Origin of the sequence: Paraburkholderia sp. CNPSo 3281 (assembly GCF_024206515.1) — a bacterium.
GTDB classification, from domain to species: domain Bacteria; phylum Pseudomonadota; class Gammaproteobacteria; order Burkholderiales; family Burkholderiaceae; genus Paraburkholderia; species Paraburkholderia nodosa.
This window is the reverse complement of record NZ_JAMBPS010000004.1, coordinates 170,441-193,153: the sequence shown is the minus strand read 5'-3', so window position 1 is coordinate 193,153 and position 22,713 is coordinate 170,441. Positions and strand designations below refer to the sequence as shown.

Genomic DNA, 22,713 nt, shown 5'->3' with positions numbered 1-22,713 from the left:
TGCCGTCGAGCTGTCCGGACAACGAGCACAACATCGTTGACGCCTCTGGCCGCCTTCTGCATGATCGTCCTCATGAACGCGCACATCCTCACCAAGACGACTACCACGACCGCTTCCGGCGGGTCGTGAGTTCGGTGCGCGCACGTTAGATTTCGTATCGATCACAAGGCCCCGCCAGCAATGGATGGGGCCTTGTCGTTTCTCCGTGCGTTGCGGGCGCAACTACCGGAGAACCACCATGCCCAGCCTCGCTCGCGAACGCCGCGCCCTTCTCATCATCGATATGCAGGAAGGCTTGTTCAACGGCCCCAATCCGCCGTTTGAGGGTCAGCGCGTGCTCGCCAATTTAAAAACCTTCGAGCACGAGCTTACCGCGCGAGCGGTTGGTTTCCACGAGCTCGTGCGCCCGGCGCAAGTTCGCCGCATTGATGGTCCCAAAGCTCTCGTTCAGGGTCGTGCGCAACACGCCTTCGTCGATGAGCGAAGCCATGCGCTCGAGCAGATCGTGCTGGCGAATCTGGTCTTTCGTCCCGAACATCGAACGCGTAAACATGAACTCCCAATGCAGGGCCACGCTCTTCGTCTTGAGCTTGCGGAAGTCGACCAGCTCCGGGTCGTCGATCAGCGCGAGATGCCCCTGCGGGTTGATCGAGGCGACGATCTCGTCGAAGTGACGGTCGGTCTGATTCAGGCTCGCGATATAGTCCACGCCTTCCATGCCGATACGCTTGAGCTCCTGCGAAAGCGGCTTCGCATGATCGATGACGTGATGCGCGCCCAGTTCGCTCACCCACTTCGACGTTTCGGGCCGCGAGGCCGTGCCGATCACCGTGAGGCCCGTGAGCCTGCGCGCCAACTGCACGAGAATCGAGCCCACGCCGCCCGCCGCGCCGATTACGAGCAGCGAGTCGCCGGACGACACCGTGCCTTCGGGCACCTTGAGGCGGTCGAACAGCAACTCCCACGCCGTAATGGAGGTGAGCGGCAACGCGGCCGCCTCGGCGAAGTTCAGGCTTTGCGGCATGCGGCCCACGATGCGCTCGTCCACCACGTGCAGTTCGCTGTTGGTGCCCGGGCGCAGCAGCGAGCCCGCATACCACACCCGGTCGCCCGGCTTGAAGAGCGTCACGTCCCGGCCCACGGCGCGCACCACGCCGCTCGCGTCCCAGCCGATCACTTTCGGCTCGCCGTTCTCGGGCGCCATGCGCGCGCGCACCTTCACGTCGACCGGGTTGACCGACACCGCGTGCACTTCAACGAGCAGATCGCGCGGGCCCGGCTGCGGGTCGGGGAGTTCGAGATCGATCAGCGATTCGGGGTCGCTGATGGGGAGATTGCGGTAATAACCAATCGCTTTCATCGTGAATACCTCCAGACAGTCAAATTGCGGGAACCCGGCTTGGTTGAACAAGCGGCTCGAAGTGATAGAGGTCGGGATCGGCCGAGAAGTACGGCCACAGCGTGTGCAGGAAGGCCTGGAAATCGCCGTGCATCATGAACGCGCTCTGTGCGTCGAGGGAGTCCCATTCCACTTCCAGCACGTAGCAGCCTTCGTCTTCGCACTGCGGACCGAGACGGTGCCCGCGATAACCCGGCTTGTTCGTGAGCAGCGGGCATACGCGCAGCCAGGCCGCCTCGAAATGCGAAATCTTGTCGGCCCGCAGATAAAAGCGGCCTATCGCGACGATCATGCAAGCCTCCGTGCCGTTCGTGTTGGTATGAATAATCGGCCAGTGCGCTCGGCGCGCATAGCGGCAAACGGCGAATTCAGCTTCAAAGCTGCTTTGAAGATCGAGGGGGCGATCGAGCGGCGGGGGCTTGAGAAAGACAAATGCAGGCCGGCCCTGATAGCGGTCGAGCCGGGTATCGGACCAGCGAGCGGACTGACTGCGCGATTACACCTCAGGCAAGAAACGCGGCAATGCGATCGCGCAGCAAATCGCGCAGTGCGTTGACGGTCGGCGAGAGCATCGTGCGGTGCGCGCAGACGAGATGCAGCGGCGCGCCTTCGCCCTGAAACGCGTCGAGCGCGGTTTCGAGGCGCCCCGCCTGGATATCGGCGAGCACGTCCAGGCGCGACTTGTACGCAAGGCCGTGCCCCGCCACGGCCCAGCGGCGCACGAGTTCGCCGTCATCGCTGCTGCGGTCGCCGTGCACGTTCACGACGCTCGCTTCGTCGCCGCGGTAGAAGGTCCAGCGGTCGTGCAGCGTGTCGCTCAGCGCGAAGCGCAGGCAGTTGTGGCGCGAGAGATCGGCGGGCGTCGCGGGTTTGCCGTGACGCGCGAAATAGCCGGGCGCGGCACACAGCACGCGGCGGTTGTCGGGCGCGAGCGGCAGCGCCACGAGCGAGGAATCTTCGGGCACGCCGTAGCGGACCGCTACGGCAACCGGCGACCGGAACATGTCGGTCACGTGGTCGCCAATGTGCACCTGGAACGACACCGCGGGATGCTGCGCCTGAAAGTCGTCGAGCCAGGGCGCGAGCACGTTGCGCCCGAGGTCGGAGGGAATCGACAGCGACACCGTGCCGCCGATCATCTTGCGCCCATGCGCCACGGCGTTCTGGCCGGCTTCCACCTGCTCCATGACGCCGCGCGCGTATCCGAGGTAACGCTCGCCGTCCGGCGTGAGGCGCAGGCTGCGTGTGGAGCGTGCGAGCAGGCGCGTGCCGAGTTCGGTTTCGAGGCGCTTGAGTCCCGCGCTCGCCACCGCGGGCGTGAGATCGAGCTGGCGCGCGGCGGCCGAGAGGCTCCCGTTGTCCGCTGCATTGATAAAGATGACGAGGTCTTCCAGTCTGATCATGTACCGTCGCGTCTCGTTGGGCTGCGCGCGCCTCGGAAGCAGGCGCCGCGGTCATGGAACAAGCGAACTGTACACGAAGGCACCGCGTGTGCGGGCAGGCCCGAACAGGCAAAAAAAGCCTGCGAATCTCCTGCCTTCCGGTTGTTGAACAAACTTTGGCTTACCGTCGCGCGATTCCTATACTCCCCAGCAGACATCCCGCGAAGGCTGTGCCGTGCGCCATCGGCATCGCGAATGCGGGCACACGTCGTTCATACAGGAGTACGAGGCAATGCTGAATTATCCCGCCGCCTACCAGTCGACCAAGGGCTCCGCGCTCGACGTGAACAAGCCCTTTTACCGCCGCATCGCCGAAGAGCGAGATCAGCGCGAGCTAATCGAGTCGATCGTCGTGCCGATACGCTCGGGGCAAGCCTGGAGCGTGCCCGCGGGACACGTGTTCCGCATCGTGACGATCGAAGGCCCGCAGGTGGCCGACCTCAACTTGTGGAACCGGCACGATCCGCGCGAACGCATGTGGGCTTCACGCACGCGCCAGCTTCAGCAGGCGCACGTGAGCACCTTCGACCGCCTGTGGTCGACGCTGCCCTTCCTGCGCCCGCTCGTCACCATCACCGACGATAGCCTGGCCGACTACGGCGTCGACGAGCATGGCGGGCGCGTTCACGACCTGCTCGGCACACGGTGCGACCCCTACGTGAACCGCATGCTGACCGGCGAGGACTTTCATTTCCACTGTCACTCGAACCTCACGCGCGCCATCGCGCCGTATGGGCTCACCGAATACGACGTGCACGACGTGCTCAACGTGTTCCAGTGCACCGGCCTGAATCTGGAGGACAAGTACTTCATGAAGGCCTGCCCGGCGAAGAAGGGCGACTATCTCGAGTTTTTCGCCGAGATCGACCTGCTGTGCGCGCTTTCGACCTGCCCCGGCGGCGATCTTTCACTGCCGATGTGGGGACCCGATGCACGCGACCCGCTGGAAGTCTGCCGGCCGCTCGGCATCGAGATCTACCGGCTCGCGCCCGCGCTGCTGGAAGGCTGGTCTTCGCCACCTGTCGCCGAATATCGCGGCCTGCACGGCATGGCGTTGCAGCAGCCGGACTGGAAGTGCGGCTGCTGAATCGCTGCGGCTCTAGCTTACTGCTGCTTTTCGACCTTCTTCGGCTTCGGCGGCGATTCGACCTTCGCATACTGGAATGCGGGCGTGGCCTTCAGCGCTTCCTTGGTTGCGCCGGGCAGATAGAGATTGCCCTGGCGCACGTCGAGCGAGGCGATGGGCACGGCCACGTCGTGCGAGCCGACGCCGAGGAAACCGCCCGCCGAAACGATGGCCGCGGAAACCGAGCCGTCCGGCGCCACGATCAGGTCGCGCACGGTGCCGATCTTCGCGTTATCGTCGTTATAAACGGGCTTGCCGAGTACGCTCTTCTTCACGCTCCAGCCTTCGAGCAGCGCCTGCGACTGCTCGACCGAAACGCTCAAGGGCTGCGCGCCCGCGATCTGGGCATTCGCGCTGGCACTGGCCAGCACGGCGCTGAATGCGGCTACGGCTAACATCGTCTTGCGGAAAAGCATTTTCTTTCGCTCCTGTATTCCGGTTATTTCGCCGCGCAGGTCGTTGCGCGTCAGCGCGAGACTGCAGGCGGGATGTCATGTTAGCCGGTATGGGGCGGCGCTGCGCTCAAGCTGCTTACGCGAGCAATCACGCGGCAGGTGGGCGCAAAGACGCTGCCAAGCCTTCGGAAGGCCTCGGCGAACCGTCACTAGAGAAAATCGGGCAGCGCGCGCATCCTCGCTTAGTAAGGAAGACGGTCGGAGTTCGGCTCGGACATCGCACCACCCGCAAAAGGCTGACGCGCTCGCGCGAGTCCGTGCAATATAAGCGAACGCGCGCGTCGCCTTTATATGGCTCCTGGAGAACGACATGTCCGCCCTGCCTGCCCGCCACAATCGCGCCAAGGCCAAACTCGCGGCCGGCGAGAACCTGACGGCTTTCATGGTCGAGCTGCCGAGCGTGGGGCTCGTGCAGGTACTCGCCGCGAGCGGCGTGGACGTGCTGATCTTCGACATGGAGCACGGCCCGATCGACATGCAAAGCCTCCACGCCATGGTGGCCGCCACGCGCGGCACGCCGGTCACGCCCATCGTGCGGATTGCGTGGACCGAGCCCTGGCTCGTCAAGACCGCGCTGGAAACGGGCGCCATGGGCATCAACTTCCCGATGATTTCCACGCCCGAACTCGCGCGCAAGGCGAGCGAGTCGCTGCGCTATCCGCCCAACGGCTCGCGCGGCTTCGCGCCTTCGCTCGCCGCCGCGCGCTGGGGCGTGAGCGGGCCCGATTACATTCGTGTCGCGGATTCGGAACTGCTCAACATCATCACGATCGAGGACGCACAATCCATCGAGCAGCTCGATGAGATTCTCGCGGTGCCAGGCATCGACGTGGCGGCGATCGCCTCGTTCGATCTTTCGATGAGTCTTGGCGTGCCGGGCCAGTTCGATCACCCGGAGTTGCAGGCGCTCGTGCGCAGGGCCGAGGAGAAGGTGCTGCGCGCGGGCACGCCGCTGGGCGGCGTGGCGCTTGATGCGCAAACGGCGCAGAGGAAGCGCGCCGCCGGCTATCGCATGTTGCTGCTCGCGTTCGACGTGATGATGATCGAGCAGGCGGCGCGCGGCATCGTCGAGGCGGCGACGGCGCCCGCGGATAAAAGCTAGGGCGACTCGCGCTTTCTCACTCCATCATCGCCGGCAACGCTCCACTAGCGAAGAAGACGTGGCCGCACGGCTCGCTGACATCACGGGAAACGAAGGGGCGCGCATCGTGCTCGACGCAATCGGCGGTTCACTGTTCGAGCCGCTCACGGCTTCGATGTCGCGCGGCGGCATACTGATCGAATATGGCGGCCTGAGCCGCGAGCCCACGCCGTTTCCCTTGCCCGCAGTTCTGGGCAAAACGCTGACGTTGCGCGGCTACCTCGTTCATGAGGTAATTGGCAATCCTGATTGGCTGGAGCGGGCGAAAGCCTTCATTCTGGACGGCCTGAAAGTGGGCGCACTACGGCCCGTCATAGCCAGGACGTTCTCTTTTGAGCAGATCGTCGAGGCGCACCGTTATCTGGAGTCGAACGAGCAGTTCGGAAAGGTGGTCGTCACGCTTTGAACCTCGCGCCGACAATGCGCCAGTTCACGACGAAGCCGCGGCACACTGGGCGCAAAGCCCGAAAACGACGAGACTCGAATGCGTATAGCGAAAGCGCTTCGCCGCCGCGATGGCGGCGTGCTGTTCCTGCAGCATCGGCTCGTCGATGTCCACCACGGTCTTGCAGATCTCGCACACGAGATGCGCGTGCGGCGCGCCACGCCCAAGCTCGTACACCACGCGCGTTTCGCCAACCCATGTGCTGTCGAGCAGGGACGATTCCATCAGTTGCGCAAGCGCGCGATACACGCTCGCCAGGCTGCATTGCTCCACATCTTTCGCAATGCGGCGAAAGACCTGGTCGGCAGTCAGATGCTCGTGCGGCGCATCATGAAATACCTTCAGCACGGCCACGCGGCTGGATGTAGGGCGCAGGCGCGCGCTCTTCAGTTCGGAGTAGACCGTTCTCATACGCAGGGAAAAACACGTCGGCAAGGCCGACAGTTTCCCCGAGAATGCTTAAGGTTTCCTTATGTCAGTATGTTGAGTGTCAGGCGGCCCCACTTTATGCTGCGTCGCCGTATGGATCGAGAAAGTATTGGACTGGCGGATCCTGAACAGAAGCACGACCTGAGGCCCGCATGGCTTCCAAGCCCACGGTGATCTTCGGCGCGTTCGACCGGCACAACTTTGGCGACCTGCTGATCGCGCGGGTGGCGGCGCGCATGCTGCAACGCCGCGAACTGCTGTTCGCCGGGCTCGCCGCGCGCGATCCGCATGGCGATGGCGGGCCCGCCACCGTCGCACTCGCGCGCATCGCCGCGTTCGCACGCGGCCGCTCGGTGAACGTGATCCACGCAGGCGGCGAGTTGCTGACCTGCAATGCGTGGGAGGCCGCCGTGATGCTCGCACCGCCGCGGCGCGTGCCGGCGCTCATTGCCGACGAGGATACATGGCTGCGCGACGGGCGCGCGTGGGCGCACCGGCATGTTGGCGTGGCGTCGCTCGCGCCGTATGTGCTTTCGAAATCCGCGTTGCCGGGCGTGCGCGTGAAGCATCTCTCGTTCAACGCGGTGGGGGGCGTCGATCTCGATGCACGCAATGCGCAGTTGGGCGCTGACGTGCTCGCCGCACTGCGATCCGCGGATGCGGTGAGCGTGCGCGACCGTCAAACCCAGACGCTGCTCGCGCAACGGGGCATCGAAGCCCGCCTGATACCGGACCCCGCCACGCTGACGGCAGCCCTGTTCGGCACGGCAATACGCCGGCACGCCGCCACCCTCGCGCTGCGCGACGTGCGGCAGGCGTTCCCGCACGGTTATGCAGCCGTGCAATTCAGCGCTGACTTCGGCGACGATGCAACGCTCGATACGCTAGCCGCCCAGCTCGAACTCACGGCGTGCGGGCACGGCCTGGGTATTGTGCTGTTTCGCGCGGGCGCCGCTCCCTGGCATGACGACCTGGCGGTGTACCAGCGGCTCGCGGCGCGACTGCGCGCGGCTCATGTTCGCGTGTTTGCTTCGCTGAACGTCTGGGACATCTGTGCGCTTATCGCTGGAAGCCGCATCTATTGCGGCAGCAGCCTGCACGGTCGCATCGTCGCGATGGCGTACGCGCTTCCTCGCGTCAATATCAGTCGTCCTGATCATTCTTTCGCGGGAAGCAAGCATGCGGCATATGTGCGGACATGGGAAGCGGCAGGCCTCACCGGCGTTGTGAATCTGGACAATCTTGCCGATGCGGTCGCCAACGCACTGGCGACCGATCGCGAATCACTGCGCGAAACCGCATCCGCACTCGCACGGCGGTATCGGATGGAATTCGAAACGGTGGTTGCTGCGAATCGACTATAGGCCGTGCGAATGATCTATGAGATGGCGACGACACTGCCCTCGGTCAGATAAGCGAGTCATTTTTCGCACAACCATTCGCAATTTTTTTCATGCATACGCCGTCCCGTGAACTGCGCCGCCCGTGCGCGATTCGCCAGATCGATACTGGTTTACCCGGTCCGGTTGAAAGTAAAAAAATACCATTCAATCTACGTTTTATACATGGACCCACCGCCTTGCGCGCAATTAACCTTGTCGAAGGTTATTCGATGCGTCTATCGCCGGAATCCACATCGATCACGCAAAGAAACATGCAATCAACGGAGATCAGATTGAGCAGCGAAACCACGTATGGCCATTAGCTTGCCCCGCCCAGGTACGCAACAAAGCGCGCCGTAACCGGATCTTCCCGCATGGAAGGCCATGCGAGTCCCACGCGCCACTTCGCGACTGGCCGCGTTGAGCGTGGTCGTGCTGCCGCCGCCGCCAAAGCGCGCCGTTGGCCAGCCTGTTCCAGGGCTGGCGTTGCTCATCCCAGGGATCAGGGTTGGCGTTTGCCGCGGGCACCAGCAGGTTTGCCAGTTGGCGTACGCGAACCCGCAACTGGCTTGGTGGCGGGTTTGCTGCGCGGCTTTTGCACGCTGAATGGGCTACCGCTCGTGAAACTTGTGCCCCTATCCGCGGCCACAGCGCGCGGTGCCGCAGGTTTGCGCCTGTTTTCGCCACTTTGCGGGAGCGGTTTTTTGCTGGGCCCCTGCATGGCGCCCGGCGCAGCTTGAAGCACTTTGGGCTTCTTGGGCTTTTTGGGTTTCTTGATGATCTGGCCCGTCGCGCTGGTTTGCGGCACGCGGTGTTCGGCTTCAAAACCCGGCTCTTCTTCGCGGGGCAGCGTTTGCCGGATCAGCGCTTCAATCGCGGCCAGTTGCGGCGCTTCATCGGCACACACGAGCGACACCGCCACGCCGCTGGCACCCGCGCGGCCGGTACGGCCAATACGGTGCACATAGTCTTGCGCCACGATCGGCAGATCAACGTTGATCACCAGCGGCAGATCGTCGATATCCAGCCCACGCGCAGCCACATCGGTGGCTACCAGCATATTGACTTCGCGCATCTTGAAGCGCTCCAGCGCACGCAGTCGCGCGGGTTGCGGTTTGTCGCCGTGGATGGTGTCGACCGCATAGCCCGCTTCATCCAGCATGGCCGCCAGATAATCCACGCCACTGCGGGTTTTGACGAACACCAGCGCGTGCTCCCAGTTGTTCTCGGCCACAAGGTGCATGAAGAGGTCAGGCTTGTTCCTCTTATCCACCGGCACCACCCACTGCTTGATCTTGCTGGCCGTCGCATTGGGCCGGCTGACGCTGATATTGACCGGGCTGCGCAGAATGCCCGCCGCCATGGCGCGGATATCATCGGTAAACGTGGCGGAGAACAGCAGGGTCTGACGCTGAGCGGGCAAGGCAGCAAAGACGGCGTTGAGTTCGCGCGCAAAGCCCAGATCCAGCATGCGGTCGGCTTCATCCAGCACCAGCGTTTGGACTTGGTCAAACTGCACTGCGTTCTGGCGATTGAGATCCAGCAAACGGCCCGGCGTGGCAACGAGCACATCCACGCCTTTGCGCAACTTCATCATCTGCGGGTTGATACTCACGCCGCCGTAGGCAGCCAGCAATCGCAAGTCGAGGCCTTTGCCGTAAGCGATAAAGCTTTGCAGCACTTGCTCAGCCAGTTCACGCGTGGGCACCAGCACCAGCACACGCGCGCGGTTGCTGGACACCGCCGGGCCGTGTAGCACCAGCCGTTGCAACAGCGGCAGCGCAAAACCCGCCGTTTTGCCAGTGCCGGTCTGTGCCCCGGCCATGACGTCCTTGCCACTGAGCACGGCGGGAATCGCCTTGGCCTGCACCGGCGTAGGTGTGTGGTAATTGAGGTCTTGCACATTACGCAGCAAGGGATCGATCAGGCCAAGCGAGGCAAAAGACATTGGCGTATTCCGGGCTAAAACCGTAATTCTAGCGGTTACCGCGCTGATTTCGCCGCGCAGAACCGGTGGTCAAGAAGATCGATTTGAACGCCGCTGAATAACGTAGCGGTGCCGTGCGCCGCGCCGGCATCATCGCTGGACATGAAAGGTTTCGTTTTTGTGTGTCATCGTACAGAACCACTTCATGTGCTACTGTAGGTACCCAGAGCCAGCAGGACGTTTCAGTCGAACACCAGAAGGATCCTCATGGAATTCAACAATGGCGCTGTACTAGAAGCTCTTCGACTTGCTTTGCATCGACAAATACCGTGGCACAAGCGACCGCCAATCTTCACGTTGCTTCGCTCGCACGGTTTGATCCAGACCGTAGACCAGGCACCTCCCCCCAGCACGAAGTTTCTCCCCACATTACAGATTGCCGTCCTGACGGATAAAGGACAGAGCGAAATCCGGCGCATCGAGGCGTCAAAGCACGTTTCGGGATGGCTGGACGACGACTACTTTGCAACGTTCCTTGCAGGGGTAGTGCTTGCCTGACCACGCATCATTGTGTGTCTGCGATCGGGATATTCACGAATCGGGCCAGATCGCCTCGGGGGCTCTCACGGGGCATTCAGGGAGATTACTCGCCTACGCTGCTGGCGTTCGGACCGCGCGGCTCGACTAGCCGGCGGTCTTCGAGACCCGGTTTTCCAGAAGCAGCTTGCCAACTGCCGCATAATTTCGTTGCTGGGCTACGACGTGCTGGGCCCCGGCGTGAAGGTCACGCCCGCATGGCAGTCACCGCGCGAAGCTGCGTGCGGCCGGTATTCGCGAATGCGACGAGTTCCTCCAGCGCTCCTTTGGCCACACCTACGGAGAAGGCGCTGTGCATCACGGGAATGAGTTCCAGCACGCTCTGATAGAGCGGCCCTGGAAGACAAGGCACGCCGCCCTCGATATCGAAGAAGTTGCTTTCCGGCACGAACTTGTCGGCGATCGCGATGTGATGACTACCGGGGCCCTTGAGCCCTGCCACGTGCCACGTATCCTCGATCTGCCATTCGGACGCTGGGAGAATGAAGCCGCGCAACTGTGGCGGCCCGTCTTCGCCGGCGTAACCGGGAAGCGGCTTTCCGTCTTTCGTCGTCACGCAGAACCCCACCATCCATTCAGCCTGCTGACAACCGCTAGCGAACGGCCAGCGCCCGCTCACGCGCCAGCCGCCCGGCGCCGGCTGTGCGGTGCCCGCAGGTTGGGATGACCCGGCGAGTATGACGTCCGGACCCGATTCGTACACCTGATCATAGGTCCGAACGTTCAGCAGGGAGGCAATCAGCGCGCTTCCACTGGCAATCATCGCGGTCCAGCCCAACGACCCATCGATCTTTGCGAGTTCGACGATCACCCTGAGCCCCTTCGGAAGATCCAGCTCCGTTCCGCCGTGACTCCTGGGTACGAACATGCGATAAATGCCAATCGCTTTAAGCGTCTCCACCAGGTCTGAAGGCATCCGGCGTGCCGCCTCGATTTCGGCTGCGCGCGATCGAATGCTCGGCGCCAGTTTGCGGATTTCATCAAGCATACGGTCGACTTCATGGGTCATGGCGTGGGTCCTCATGTGAGTATCGCGGAGCGACTTTTTCAGAACGCCCTTGATCCACGAGTTATTCCACGCGATGGTAAGCGTCACGCCTGGAACGCGCTCCTGATGACATCTCCATCGGCTCGCAGCGCAGCGCCCGTCGTGGCCGACGAAAGCGGACTGGCGATATAGGCCACGAGCGACGCAACTTCTTGCGGCGAACCAAATCGCTTGATGAGCGATGTGGGACGGACCTTCTCGAAGAACTCTTTTTCGAACGCTTCAAACGATTTGCCATCGGCCTTCGCAAGTGTTTCCACGAATTCGCCAACGCCGCGCGACTTTGTCGGCCCAGGCAGGATGCTGTTGACGGTAATGCCCGTGCCGGCAACGGCTTCGGCCAGCCCGCGCGAGACCGCAAGCTGCGCGGTTTTCGTCATCCCGCAATGGATCATTTCGGTGGGAATCTGCACACCGCTTTCGCTCGAAATGAAAATAATGCGCCCCCAGTCAGCCTGCCTCATCGCGGGCAAAAACAGGCGAGCGAGGCGCACGCCGCTCAGGACACAGGATGCCGCCTGGAGGTTCAGGTACGCGTAATCGAGGCGCCGCCATCGACGAGCGATGCGGTGCCGGTTACGAACGACGAATCGTCCGACGCGAGGTAGAGGACCGAACGTGCGAGTTCCTCCGGCTTCGCGACGCGCTTGAGCGCATGCAGTCCGGTCACGAACGCCTGCGACTCGTCGGTGTCGTTCATGCCGCGATACATGTCCGTGTCCACCGCGCCCGGCAACACCGCGTTGACGCGCACGCCCTGCGCGCCATACTCTGCGGCGAGCGCCTGGGTCAAGCCGATCAGCCCGGCCTTGCTCGCCGCGTAGGCCGCAGTGCCCGGAAACGCGAACGAATAACCGACGAACGTCGACGTGAAGATGATCGATCCGCCGCCGCGCTTCAGCATTTCGGGAATCTGGTGCTTCGCACCGAGGAAGGCGCTGGTCAGATTGGTCGCCAGCGCAGCGTTCCAGCCAGCCTCCGAAATGCCGGTGCTCGGGCCCATTTCGCCCAGCGTGCCGGCGTTGTTGTAGGCAATGTCCAACCGGCCGAAGCGGTCGACTGCGAGCGCGACCAGCGCCTTCGCGAAGTCCTCCGACTGAACGTCGCCGGCTAGATACACGGCTTCGCCACCTTCGCTGACGATCTCCGCGGCGAGCGTTCCAAGTTCCGCCGCGCGCCGTGCAGCGAGAACCACCTTGGCGCCTTCCTTCGCAAACAGCTTGGCCGTTGCACGGCCAATCCCTGAACTGGCGCCGGTCACGATGGCGACTTTTCCTGTCAAGCGTTGCATTTTCAATCTCCTGAAGTCCTGCGTTGGCCAGTGCCCTGTGCCCCGGTCTGTGAGCGAAATATAGGCTTCAGTTCTGCTTGCAGAAAGGCATAAAACATGGTCCTATCATTCAGCTTTTGTGAATGTTCGGAGAGGGTATGGACCGCCTGCGCGCCTTTGAAGTTTTCGTAACGGTGGTGAGCCGCGGCGGCTTCGCGCGCGCAGCCGATGCGCTCGGCACGTCGCCCGCCAACGTCACCCGTTATGTGAATGAACTGGAAGCGCATCTGGGCACGCGCCTGCTCAATCGCACGTCACGTACGCTATCTCTGACCGAGGGCGGCGAGACGCTTTACGCCCGCTGCAAGGCCATTCTCGACGATGTCGCGGAGACAGAAGGGCTTGTGGCATCCGGGTCGGTCGAACCGCGTGGAAGACTGCGCATCAATGCGCCCGTGAGCTTTGGGATTCGGTATCTGGCACCGCTGTGGCCCGGGTTCATGCGCAAATATCCCGGCATCGAGCTCGACGTCGCGCTGATCGACCGCGTCGTTGATATCGTCGATGAAGGCTACGATCTCGCGATTCGTATCTCTCGCGCCGGCCCCACTAGCCACGCAGCCCGCAAGCTGGCGACATCGCAAAACATCCTGTGCGCGTCGCCGGCGTATCTGGCCCACTTCGGACATCCGACCTTGCCGGCGGACCTGATGCAGCATCGCTGCGTCGGGTACACCTATGCGGCGACCGGCGACGAGTGGCAACTCATCGACCGTAACGACAAGACCCACGCTGTGAGGGTCGACTGCCACATGCATACCAATAACGGCGACACGGCACGCGCAGCCGCGCTCGCAGGGCAAGGCGTGATCTGGCAACCGACGTTCCTGATCGGCGACGATCTACGTGCCGGCAAACTCGTTCACGTGTTACCGGAGTATCGCCTGCCTGAGATCGACATACTCGCTATGTACCCGAGCCGTCGACATCTGAGCGCCAGAGTGCGCGTAATGATCGACTTCCTGGTCGAAGCGTTCAGCGGTGTGCCTCCATGGGATCGCGCCAGTCAGAGCAGGTAGATGCCAATGCGGCTCCGGTGGTGGTTTTTCAGCGAAATCGGACCAAAATTCCAGACACGCCGTTGCCATACACCCAATTATCTAAACGCATTGAGGAAGCGAGGCTCCCCGCTTCTTGGAAACCTTGCGCCTCCCCTCTAAAAGCTTGACGGACTGACTCAGGGTGTGAAGCGGCCCGCCAAGACACAGTGTCGAAATCGGCGGCTTCCAGGTTAGCAGCGGTCATCCCTTAAAACATGAAGGACAGTCAGGTGAACCGCTTTATTGTCGTCGCCGTTTCCGTGTGATCTAACACCGCGCGTCAAGTCAGGCCCTCTGTTTTGCATTGCACGGGATTTGGGCAATCGGGCTGGGTAGGCGCCCCAAACATGGCGATCGTAAGCCGCACTGCCTTCGTTGGGGCAGGCGGGCGACGATAACGCGGCCGTGCCGGCCGCCGGCGCGGCGAAGAGTTGAGCTTCCTCGTACAATGCGTGCGGTGGCCGCCGATGCGATGCGCCGCAGCTTATTCCCCAGCCACACGCGTCGTCTCGGCCATCCGGCATGCGGCGACCAGGAGAGGACGGCGATGATAAAGCAGAAGATTTCTTTCGAGAACAGTCAGGGTGAATCGCTGGCCGGACTTCTTGAGCTTCCTGACAAACCTGTCGCATATGCGCTGTTCGCACATTGCTTTACTTGCGGTAAGGACTTGAAGTCCGCGTCGAAGATCGCACGGGCGCTGACTGAGCAGTCGATTGCCGTACTTCGCTTCGACTTTACCGGGCTTGGTAACAGTGACGGCGATTTCTCCAACAGTAACTCTTTGATCCAGAAGTGCAGCAGTTTGGGCGGTGACCAACCAGAATTGGAAGCGCATTGCCTGCCCGCAGGCGGCCGGGGCAGTTGTGTTGCAACTTAGGCTTCGCGAAATCGGTCCCACACCACAACGTCTTTAGCATTGTCGCACTGCGTACAGGTAGTCACAGTTCGCCCAACGTTCCGGTTGTGTAATTGTGAGGTCACCGTTCGGATTCGTCGCAACGCTGAAAAAGGAGAAAGTGAATGAAGGCTATTCAGGCAATCAAGCTGGCCGGTGGCGCTCTGATCGTCGCCGTTTCGGTCAGCGCATGGGCGCAGGGGAACGATACGGGCACGGCGCCTGCCACTTCGCAATCGTCGAAGCAGGCCAACCACGCATTGGAAAAGAAAGTGCGTGCCGCGCTGGATCACGCGAAGGACATCAAGCCGGAAAATATTGTGATTCGCGCTCGCGGTGGCGCGGTGACGCTGGAAGGCACCGTTCCGGATTCCTCGCAGGTCGACAAGGCCACTCAAGTCGCTCAGGGCGTTGCCGGCGTGACCTCGGTCAAGAACGCATTGACGATCAAAGAAGTGGGTCAGTAAGGCTCGCCTTTGGCGAGGCCGCCCTTTCGTTTGCGCGAGGGTGCGGCTTCGCCGTTCCCCCTGATATATCCTCGACAGTTCCTTTCATTCAGCCGACCACCGGGATCACCATCGACGACACCAGTCCCGCAGCATCCGTCTGCGTGACGAACGCGCGATGCACGCGCAGCGGATAGTAGCTCCCGGAAGGCAGGAATAGCGTGTCGCGCTCGCTGAGGAGCGCCCTGGTGCACTCTGGTCGGGGGGCTGCGTGAATCGATTTTCGACGACAGCTGGAGAGCCACGCGCGATGGCAGGTTCGCCTTGGTGGCTCGGGGTACCGCGTCGACTGATGGCGGTTGCGTGAGAATCAGGTGGATGCAATGGCGCCATGAGTCACGGCAGTAGCGTCTCCAGGATATCGCAGGCTGAGAATGACGCGGTTCATTCGCCAGGCCAGCCGCTTGCAGAGATGCATTCGGTTAACGCATATCGGGTCTTTACCCATGCCCTTTGGAGTGCCTGCCGACTTCCTGTCATATCCATCCGCGCAAGAATGACATGACCGTCGCCGATGGGGTACCGGGAAGTGCCATGCCCGTCACTGATTCGCGGTAAGACCAGGCCCCCACCATCGGGCTATGTCCTATCGATATTCCGACTCACTGTCGGTTCGCTAAGGGAACACATCATGAACAAGCTCACTGCCACCATTCTCGCCAGCTGCTTCTCGTTCGCGACCGCGGGCGCTTTCGCTGATGATAGTGTGCCAACCGACGCGACCGCCAACGACGCGCCGAGTCAGGAGATAACCGCAAAGAGCGCAACAGCATCAGACGCGATGAGCGCCGACAGCGCGGCCAAAGACGGGATGAAAGAAGATGCGATGAACCATGACGGCATGGCCGGAGATGAAACAAAGAATGCCGAGGTGAAGGAGTAGTGTCGATCCGAAGTGATCCGCTGATGCCAGACCAGAAGACGCTTCCCGGAGGCGCTCCACGGATCACCCTCACCAGGCACCCGCGCCGTAGTCAGGCCCTTCAAAGCCTTGACGGTTTCGGAACGTCCGTTGCCTGGAGAGCCGACGTACGAATGTCAGCGTGAGAACGGTGGCCAGCGTCGGCAACTGGCTCGAACTGCGTCCCACGAGCGAGCACGACGATAGCCCCTGCCGCGCCTATTCGTGTAAAAGGCATAGGGCGCCTGCGGATTCGACCCGTCGATGCAAAACAATCGAAGCTGCGGACGAGCGGATGCTTGTCGAACGTTCAGCTCTTCCACCGTGGTCCTCTTGCGGGAGCGGGAGGGCGTAGTGTGGATTCACGCATTTCGGGAATGGTTCATCGCTGTGTTTGCTAGCCGGTCGGCCAGATACCACACGTAGCTTTCGCTGTAGACAACTGGTGCGCCTTCCGCGGACGCGGTTGCGCCGACTGAGCGGCAAACGAAAACTACCAACGGTCCGGCCAGAAAACGAATAATCATGCTCATCAAGTTCTTGCTCCCGGGCTTTCGATATCTGCCCGATTGTCGCCAATCTCAGGCAACCAGTCCAACGCCCGTTCCTGGCCGACTACGGCCCGACGCGGTTGGCCGTAGCCGACCCGCAGCTGATCACCGGCGCCCGTGGTGATCAGGAGGAAAAGCCCCAGGCAGGCTGAAGGCCATCAACCGACGGTATGCTCCTTGACCGCGCTATCCCTCACACGCCGATCAGCGAGCCAATGAGACAGACGGTCAAACCACAGGTGCACGACCGGCGTCGTAAACAACGTCAGCATTTGCGAAACGATCAGTCCGCCGACAATCGCGATGCCGAGCGGCACGCGCAGTTCGGCACCCGCACCGTGCCCGAGTGCGAGCGGCAGCGCGCCGAATAGCGCGGCGAGCGTCGTCATCATGATTGGACGAAAGCGCAGCACACAGGCCCGGCGGATCGCCTCGCGCGGCGACAGGCCTTGCTCGCGCTCGGCCACCAGCGCGAAGTCGATCATCATGATCGCGTTCTTCTTGACGATGCCAATCAGCAGAATGATGCCGATCATCCCCATGATCGACAGATCCTCACCGCATAGCATCAACGCAAGCAAGGCGCCCATGCCCGCCGAAGGCAGCGTCGAAATGATGGTGAGCGGATGGATGGCGCTCTCGTACAGGATGCCGAGAATCAGATAGACCACCACGAGCGCCGCGGCGATCAGATACGGCTCGCTCGCGAGCGACGCCTGGAACGCCTGCGCCGTGCCCTGAAACGATCCCGTCAAACTATCGGGCTTGCCTGCTGCGAGTTCGGCCTGGTGAATCGCCGTCACCGCGTCGCCCAGCGACTGACCCGCCGCCAGATTGAACGAGATCGTCACGGCGGGGAACAGGCCCTGATGATTCACCGAGATTGGCGACACATTGTTTTCGATCGTGGCGAGCGTATTGAGCGGCACCAGTTCATTCGTGAGCGGCGAACGCACGTAGAGATGCGCGAGTGCATCCGTCGTCAGTTGAAAGCGTGGATCGACCTCTTCGACGACGTGGTACTGATTCAATTGCGTGAACAGCGTCGCAATCTGCCGCTGGCCGAATGCATCGTAGAGCGTGTCGTCGATGGCTTGCGCCGTGATGCCAAAACGCGAAGCCGTGCTGCGGTCAATTACGAGTGTTGCGCTGGTAGCGGCGGCTTGCTGGTCGGATGTGACGTCAGCGAGTTGCGGCAGCTTCGACAGGCGATCGGTCAGCACGGCCGCCCAGTGATTCAGTTCGCTGATGTCGGGGTCCTGCAACGTGTACTGATACTGCGCAGCGCTGATGCGGCCACCCACCTGAATATCCTGGCGAACCTGCATCGACAATGAAATGCCCATGACCTTCGCCAGTTGCGGCTTCAGACGATTGAGAACCTGCGCGGCACTGTCCTTGCGCTGGCCAAAGGGTTTCAGGTTGATCATGACGCGCCCCTGGCTCACGGTCGGATTGGCGCCCATCCAGAAGTAGACGTTGTCGACGGCAGGATCGGCTTCGATCAGATGGCCAAGCTGCTGCATCTTCTGGGACATTGAGCGCGGCGAGATATCTGGCGCGGCTTGTGCGACGCCCATGATCAGCCCGGAGTCTTCCTGCGGAAAAAATCCCTTCGGGATCGCGACGAACAACGCGCCGGTGGCGACAATCGTCGCCACTGTGACAGCCAGCATCAGCTTCGGGCGGTTCAGTACCCAATCGAGGCCGCGCTCGTAGCGCTGCTCCACGGCAGTGAAGACCGCTTCAAGCCCTGCTTCGAGGCTGTGCATCCAGCCGCCGCCATCCGGCTTGGGCAAACGGATTAGCCAGCCACACAGCATCGGAGTGACGGTCAACGAGACCAGTGCCGACATCACGATCGCCGCGCTCACCGTCACTGCGAATTCGCGGAACAGCCGGCCGACGATGCCGCCCATCAACAGGATCGGAATGAACACCGCGATCAGCGAGATCGTCATCGAAATGATGGTGAAGCGCACTTCCATCGCGCCGAGCAGCGCGGCCTTCATTCTGGGCACGCCTTCTTCGACATGCCGCATCACGTTCTCGATCACCACGATCGCATCGTCCACCACGAAGCCCACCGCGATGGTCAGCCCCATCAACGACAGATTGTCGAGGCTATAGCCCAGCAGGTACATCGCGCCGAACGTGGCGACCAGCGAAAGCGGAATCGTCAGGCTCGGAATGATGGTCGCCCATAAGTTGCGCAGGAACGAGAAGATCACCATGACGACGAGCGCGATTGTCAGCATCAGCGTGAACTGCACGTCATGCACGGATGCATTGATGGTCTGCGTGCGATCGCCCACTACGTACAGGTGCGCGGCTGCGGGTAGCGACGCCTCGAGCGCGGGCAACTTCGCCTTTATGTTGGCGATCGTCTGCACGACGTTGTAGCCCGGCTGCTTGTGAATGTCGAGAATGATCGCGCGTTCGTGCTGGAGCCACGCAGCCTGCTGATTGTCTTCGGCGGCGTTCAGCACTATGCCGAGATCGGAGAGGCGAATCGGCGCGCCATTCTTGTACGCGACCACCAGATCGCGATACTGCGACGCGGTGGTGATCTGGTCGGTCGCGTTGAAGATCACCGAGCGGTCGGGACCGTTCAGGCTACCCTTCGGTGCATTCACCGTCTCCACACCGACGATCGAGCGCACATCCTCCAGCGTCAGACCGCGTGCGGCGAGCTTGTCAGGATCGAGCTGGATGCGCACTGCGGGGCGCTGCTGGCCGTGGAAATCGACCAGACCGACACCGGGCATCTGCGAGATCTCTTGCGCGAGATAGTCTTCGGCGTAGCTGTCGAGTTGCGTGAGCGTGAGTGAAGGCGAAGTCAGCGCCAGAGACAACAACGTGAAGTCGGCGGGGTTGACCTTTTGATACGTCGGCGGGTTCGGCAGATTCTTCGGCAGCGTGCCGCCGGCCGCATTGATCGCCGTCTGCACGTCTTGCGCCGCGCCGTTGATGTCGCGCGACAGGTTGAACTGCACGACGATGCTGGTGTTGCCGAGCGCGCTGGACGACGTCATCTGCGTCACGCCCGCAATCAGCGAGAGTTGCCGCTCCAGTGGCGTCGCCACCGAAGTCGCCATGGTCTCCGCACTTGCGCCGGGCAACTTCGCCACAACCTGGATGGTTGGAAAATCGACTTGTGGCAGCGGCGCGACCGGCAGCAGGAAATACGCCACCCCGCCGGCCAGCAGCACCGCGATCGCCAGAAAACTGGTCGCGATGCGCCGCTTGATGAACAATTCCATGAGGCTCATGACGGATTGTCCTGATTAGCGTGGCTGTCTGCCGGGTTGGCATTGGCCGGCGCCTCGGCAACCGCCGCTACCGTGGTCGCCGCCACATGCACACCCGGATTCAACCGGCTTTGTCCATCGAACACCACGAGATCCGTGAGCGCGATGCCACTGCGAATCTCCGTCATACCGTCGACGGTGACGCCGGTTTGCACCGGACGCATCTGCGCCGTACCGTTCGCGGTGATCACGTACAGCTGCGTGCCGTTCTGCGTATTCACCAGCGCGCGGCTCGGCACCGCAAGCCGCTTTGCGTCGGTACGCATCAGGACACGCGCATTCACCAGTTCGCCGGGCCACAGCGTGCGGCCCGTGTTGGTGAATGAAGCCTTGAGTTTGATCTGGCCGGTCGTGGCATCGACCGTGCTGTCGATGAACACGAGCGTGCCGTCGGCGAGCGCGGTATCGCCGGCACGCGTGGTGACATTCACCGCGAGCTGCGCTTTCGCCTGATTGGCGAGCAGTTCGGGCAGCACGTCCTGCGGCACGGAGAACAGCACCGTGATCGGCTCCATCTGCGTGACGGTGACGATACCGGTCGTGTCGGTCGGATGCACGATTGCGCCGATATCTGCCTCGCGCGCGCCGACGCGTCCGGTGAACGGCGCGGCGAGCGTGGTGAAGCTCAGTTGCAGCCGGTCGCTCTGCACCAGCGCGGCGTCCGCTGCAACGGTCGCGGCGAGCGCCTCGACCTGCGCCTTCGCGGTATCCACGGCCTGCGTCGTCGCCGCGCCGATGCCGACCAGTTTCGCGTAACGCGCGAGATCGAGCCGCGCGTTATCGAGCGATGCCTGGTCTTTGCGCTGCGCCGCTTCCGCCTGTTGCAACTGGGCGGTGAGCGGTCCCTGATCGAGCTGCGCGAGCAGCTGGCCGGCTTTGACGTCCTGTCCTTCGGTGAAGGCGACGCGCTGCAACTGGCCGTCCACGCGCACCTTGACGTCCACGGTATTGAGCGCCTGAACCGTACCCACTGCGGCGACGCGGATCGGAAAATCGCGGCTCACCGGATGGCCGGCATTGACCGGCACGGCGGCCGCCGCCTTGACAGCTGGATGCTTCGGCCAAAACCACACGACCAGAATCGCGACAAGGACGACGCACGCCATGACGAGAGGCGCACGGCGGCGCGTACGGGGCGCCTCGTGGTGCGGAGAGTCTGCAGGTTTCATGAGCGGGAAGGCATAGAAGAGGAAGCGGTGGTGCTATCGGTCACGCCGAAGCCGCCGCCGAAAGCGCGAAACAGGCTCACCGATGCCTGCAGGCGCGCGAGCCGCGCCTGCACCAGTGTGTCTTCGGACTGATACAGCGTGCGTTGCGCGTCGAGCACGGTCAGAAAGTCAACCGTGCCGAGCTTGTACTGGGCCTGCGCGAGCACGGCGGCTTTACGGGCGGCGTCGGCGGCGTTCTGGTCGGCGGCTTCCGCCAGCTGCTGTTGTTGCGCCGCCGTGAGCGAATCTTCCACGTCCTGCAGCGCGGTGATGACGGCTTGCCGGTAGTCCGCGACGCCCTTCGCTTCGGCCGCCTGGCTCGCGTGCAACTGGCCACGCAGTGCGCCGCCGTCGAAGATCGGCGCTGCCAGCGACGCCGCAAGACTGGCGAACGGGCTCGACAGAAAGTGCGACAGCGACCGGCTGCTCAGGCCGCCGTCCGCGGTCAGCACGATGTTCGGCAGAAAGGCCGCGCGCGCCGCGCCAACACTCTGATTCGCCGACTGCAACTGCGCTTCCTTCGAACGGATGTCGGGGCGCGTTTCCAGCAGGCTCGCGGGCAGATTCGGACGCGGTTGGGGAATTGGGATGTCGGCGAGCGCGGTGTCGCTGACCGTGAACTGTTCAGGCGCGGTGCCCGCCAGCACCGCAAGCGCATGAATGCTGGTGTCGAGCTGCTGTTGCAGCGCCGGCACGGCAGCCTGAAACGTGGCAAGCGCGTTGCGCTGCTGCTGCACCTGCAATTCGGTCGCGACGCCCGCCTGTTGCTGCGCGAGCAGCAATTGCAGAATGTGCCCGGCATCGTCAGAAATGGAACGCGCAATCGCGAGCCGGCGGCGCAGGCTCTGCACCTGAAAATACGTGTCGGTGACCGATGCGGTTAGCGTCAGCGCCACCGTATCGCGATCGAACGCCGACGCGCGCGCGAGCAGATCCGCCGCGCTGGCGTTGGCGGCGTTGAAGCCCCAGAAGTCCACCTCGTAGCTGGCTTCGGCGAAGAGACTCTGGCTCTTCGTGGTCGAACCGCGTCCCTGATGGCTGCGATCGAAAGTGCCGTCGAGTGATAGCGATGGATACTGCGGCGCGCCGGCTTTCTCTGCGTTGCCGCGTGCCTGTTCGACGCTCGCAATCGCCGACGCCAGCGTGAAGTTGTTGCGCAGGCTACGCTCGACCAGCCCGTCGAGCGAGGGGTCGTGATACTCGCGCCACCAGCCGCTTCTGACGGGCACCGTATCGGCGAGCGACCCACCGGCCGCACCGTCGAAAGATTGCGCCAGTGGCACGCCCGGCCGTTGCCAGGCAGGCACAAGGGAACACCCGGCCAGCAACGCGACGCCCAGCACACACAAGGCGGCGCGCAGGCACCAGAGGCACGATACGCGCGCAGGAGGACTGACTGCGCGCGAAAGCGGCGCCAAACGGGACAGTCCTGACATTGGAGAACGCTCCGGCAACTGGAAATGTCGCCAGATTAGCCAGCGGGGCCTGTCGGCGCTCTCGCCCGATGATTAAATTAATTTAATGGGGCACAACAAGCCGCGTTGGTGCTCCCAAGCCAGGCGTGCGAGGCTTGCAGC

At 62.6% G+C, this 22,713-nt stretch carries 20 protein-coding genes and 1 pseudogene; 9 read left to right on the top strand and 12 right to left on the bottom strand.

Features of this window, described 5'->3' with window-relative positions; genetic code table 11:
• Window positions 1-346: 346 nt before the first annotated feature.
• From M3I56_RS06760 to M3I56_RS06750, 3 genes are all read right to left on the bottom strand, one after another.
• On the bottom strand, window positions 347-1,360 hold the full coding sequence (locus tag M3I56_RS06760) for a zinc-binding alcohol dehydrogenase family protein (RefSeq protein WP_254353103.1): 1,014 nt from the start codon (window positions 1,358-1,360) through the stop codon (window positions 347-349).
• Between the two features lie 19 nt (window positions 1,361-1,379).
• Window positions 1,380-1,691: an antibiotic biosynthesis monooxygenase gene (locus M3I56_RS06755; RefSeq protein ID WP_254353102.1), complete on the bottom strand. Its 312-nt coding sequence runs from the start codon at window positions 1,689-1,691 to the stop codon at window positions 1,380-1,382.
• A 211-nt stretch (window positions 1,692-1,902) separates the two neighbouring features.
• Window positions 1,903-2,802: a LysR family transcriptional regulator gene (locus tag M3I56_RS06750; RefSeq protein ID WP_254353101.1), complete on the bottom strand. Its 900-nt coding sequence runs from the start codon at window positions 2,800-2,802 to the stop codon at window positions 1,903-1,905.
• Window positions 2,803-3,073: 271 nt separating this feature from the next.
• Between M3I56_RS06750 and M3I56_RS06745 the strand changes: the two genes are divergently transcribed.
• Window positions 3,074-3,928: a DUF1989 domain-containing protein gene (locus tag M3I56_RS06745; RefSeq protein WP_254353100.1), complete on the top strand. Its 855-nt coding sequence runs from the start codon at window positions 3,074-3,076 to the stop codon at window positions 3,926-3,928.
• 17 nt (window positions 3,929-3,945) lie between these two features.
• Here M3I56_RS06745 and M3I56_RS06740 read toward each other — a convergent pair whose 3' ends face one another.
• A complete protein-coding gene (locus M3I56_RS06740) occupies window positions 3,946-4,383 on the bottom strand; it encodes a PRC-barrel domain-containing protein (RefSeq protein WP_254353099.1) in 438 nt (145 codons plus the stop codon).
• A gap of 349 nt (window positions 4,384-4,732) precedes the next feature.
• On the opposite strand from M3I56_RS06740, the gene M3I56_RS06735 reads away from it, so the two are divergent.
• The gene (locus tag M3I56_RS06735; RefSeq protein WP_051481735.1) at window positions 4,733-5,524 is read left to right on the top strand and encodes an HpcH/HpaI aldolase/citrate lyase family protein; all 792 of its coding nucleotides are present in this window, start codon (window positions 4,733-4,735) and stop codon (window positions 5,522-5,524) included.
• Window positions 5,525-5,582: 58 nt separating this feature from the next.
• A complete protein-coding gene (locus M3I56_RS06730) occupies window positions 5,583-5,969 on the top strand; it encodes a zinc-binding dehydrogenase (protein ID WP_245623751.1) in 387 nt (128 codons plus the stop codon).
• 24 nt (window positions 5,970-5,993) lie between these two features.
• Here M3I56_RS06730 and M3I56_RS06725 read toward each other — a convergent pair whose 3' ends face one another.
• Window positions 5,994-6,419 (bottom strand): Fur family transcriptional regulator, encoded by a 426-nt coding sequence (locus M3I56_RS06725; protein ID WP_254353098.1) that lies wholly within the window; start codon window positions 6,417-6,419, stop codon window positions 5,994-5,996.
• Between the two features lie 170 nt (window positions 6,420-6,589).
• On the opposite strand from M3I56_RS06725, the gene M3I56_RS06720 reads away from it, so the two are divergent.
• Complete coding sequence (locus M3I56_RS06720; RefSeq protein ID WP_254353097.1) at window positions 6,590-7,801, top strand: polysaccharide pyruvyl transferase family protein; 1,212 nt, start codon at window positions 6,590-6,592, stop codon at window positions 7,799-7,801.
• A gap of 520 nt (window positions 7,802-8,321) precedes the next feature.
• Here M3I56_RS06720 and M3I56_RS06715 read toward each other — a convergent pair.
• Window positions 8,322-9,767, bottom strand: a complete 1,446-nt coding sequence (locus M3I56_RS06715) for a DEAD/DEAH box helicase (RefSeq protein ID WP_254353096.1) — start codon at window positions 9,765-9,767, stop codon at window positions 8,322-8,324.
• 246 nt (window positions 9,768-10,013) lie between these two features.
• On the opposite strand from M3I56_RS06715, the gene M3I56_RS06710 reads away from it, so the two are divergent.
• On the top strand, window positions 10,014-10,304 hold the full coding sequence (locus tag M3I56_RS06710; RefSeq protein WP_254353095.1) for a hypothetical protein: 291 nt from the start codon (window positions 10,014-10,016) through the stop codon (window positions 10,302-10,304).
• Window positions 10,305-10,530: 226 nt separating this feature from the next.
• On the opposite strand, the gene M3I56_RS06705 is transcribed toward M3I56_RS06710, so the two are convergent.
• The 3 genes and pseudogenes from M3I56_RS06705 to M3I56_RS06695 all read right to left on the bottom strand — a co-directional run bounded on the left by M3I56_RS06705 (window position 10,531) and on the right by M3I56_RS06695 (window position 12,682).
• On the bottom strand, window positions 10,531-11,439 hold the full coding sequence (locus M3I56_RS06705; protein ID WP_254353094.1) for an acyl-CoA dehydrogenase family protein: 909 nt from the start codon (window positions 11,437-11,439) through the stop codon (window positions 10,531-10,533).
• A pseudogene (locus M3I56_RS06700) lies at window positions 11,436-11,897 on the bottom strand (SDR family NAD(P)-dependent oxidoreductase); the annotation flags it as partial. The pseudogene M3I56_RS06700 and the gene M3I56_RS06705, both read right to left, overlap by 4 nt.
• A 20-nt stretch (window positions 11,898-11,917) precedes the next feature.
• Window positions 11,918-12,682 carry an SDR family oxidoreductase gene (locus M3I56_RS06695; RefSeq protein ID WP_254353093.1) on the bottom strand — a complete coding sequence of 255 codons (765 nt, stop codon included), beginning with the start codon at window positions 12,680-12,682 and terminating at the stop codon, window positions 11,918-11,920.
• Between the two features lie 137 nt (window positions 12,683-12,819).
• On the opposite strand from M3I56_RS06695, the gene M3I56_RS06690 reads away from it, so the two are divergent.
• The 4 genes from M3I56_RS06690 to M3I56_RS06675 all read left to right on the top strand — a co-directional run bounded on the left by M3I56_RS06690 (window position 12,820) and on the right by M3I56_RS06675 (window position 16,048).
• Window positions 12,820-13,740 (top strand): LysR family transcriptional regulator, encoded by a 921-nt coding sequence (locus M3I56_RS06690; protein ID WP_254353092.1) that lies wholly within the window; start codon window positions 12,820-12,822, stop codon window positions 13,738-13,740.
• A 568-nt stretch (window positions 13,741-14,308) separates the two neighbouring features.
• Window positions 14,309-14,641 (top strand): hypothetical protein, encoded by a 333-nt coding sequence (locus tag M3I56_RS06685; RefSeq protein WP_254353091.1) that lies wholly within the window; start codon window positions 14,309-14,311, stop codon window positions 14,639-14,641.
• 143 nt (window positions 14,642-14,784) lie between these two features.
• Window positions 14,785-15,126, top strand: coding sequence for a BON domain-containing protein (locus M3I56_RS06680; RefSeq protein WP_254353090.1), 342 nt, complete (start codon window positions 14,785-14,787; stop codon window positions 15,124-15,126).
• 670 nt (window positions 15,127-15,796) lie between these two features.
• Window positions 15,797-16,048: a pentapeptide MXKDX repeat protein gene (locus tag M3I56_RS06675; protein ID WP_254353089.1), complete on the top strand. Its 252-nt coding sequence runs from the start codon at window positions 15,797-15,799 to the stop codon at window positions 16,046-16,048.
• Window positions 16,049-16,775: 727 nt separating this feature from the next.
• Here M3I56_RS06675 and M3I56_RS06670 read toward each other — a convergent pair.
• The 3 genes from M3I56_RS06670 to M3I56_RS06660 are packed head-to-tail and all read right to left on the bottom strand — an operon-like array spanning window position 16,776 to window position 22,572.
• Window positions 16,776-19,889: an efflux RND transporter permease subunit gene (locus M3I56_RS06670; protein WP_254353088.1), complete on the bottom strand. Its 3,114-nt coding sequence runs from the start codon at window positions 19,887-19,889 to the stop codon at window positions 16,776-16,778.
• Window positions 19,886-21,034, bottom strand: coding sequence for an efflux RND transporter periplasmic adaptor subunit (locus M3I56_RS06665; RefSeq protein WP_254353087.1), 1,149 nt, complete (start codon window positions 21,032-21,034; stop codon window positions 19,886-19,888). The genes M3I56_RS06670 and M3I56_RS06665 overlap by 4 nt, the downstream gene beginning before the upstream one ends.
• 59 nt (window positions 21,035-21,093) lie before the next feature.
• Complete coding sequence (locus M3I56_RS06660) at window positions 21,094-22,572, bottom strand: efflux transporter outer membrane subunit (protein WP_254353086.1); 1,479 nt, start codon at window positions 22,570-22,572, stop codon at window positions 21,094-21,096.
• Window positions 22,573-22,713: the final 141 nt, after the last annotated feature.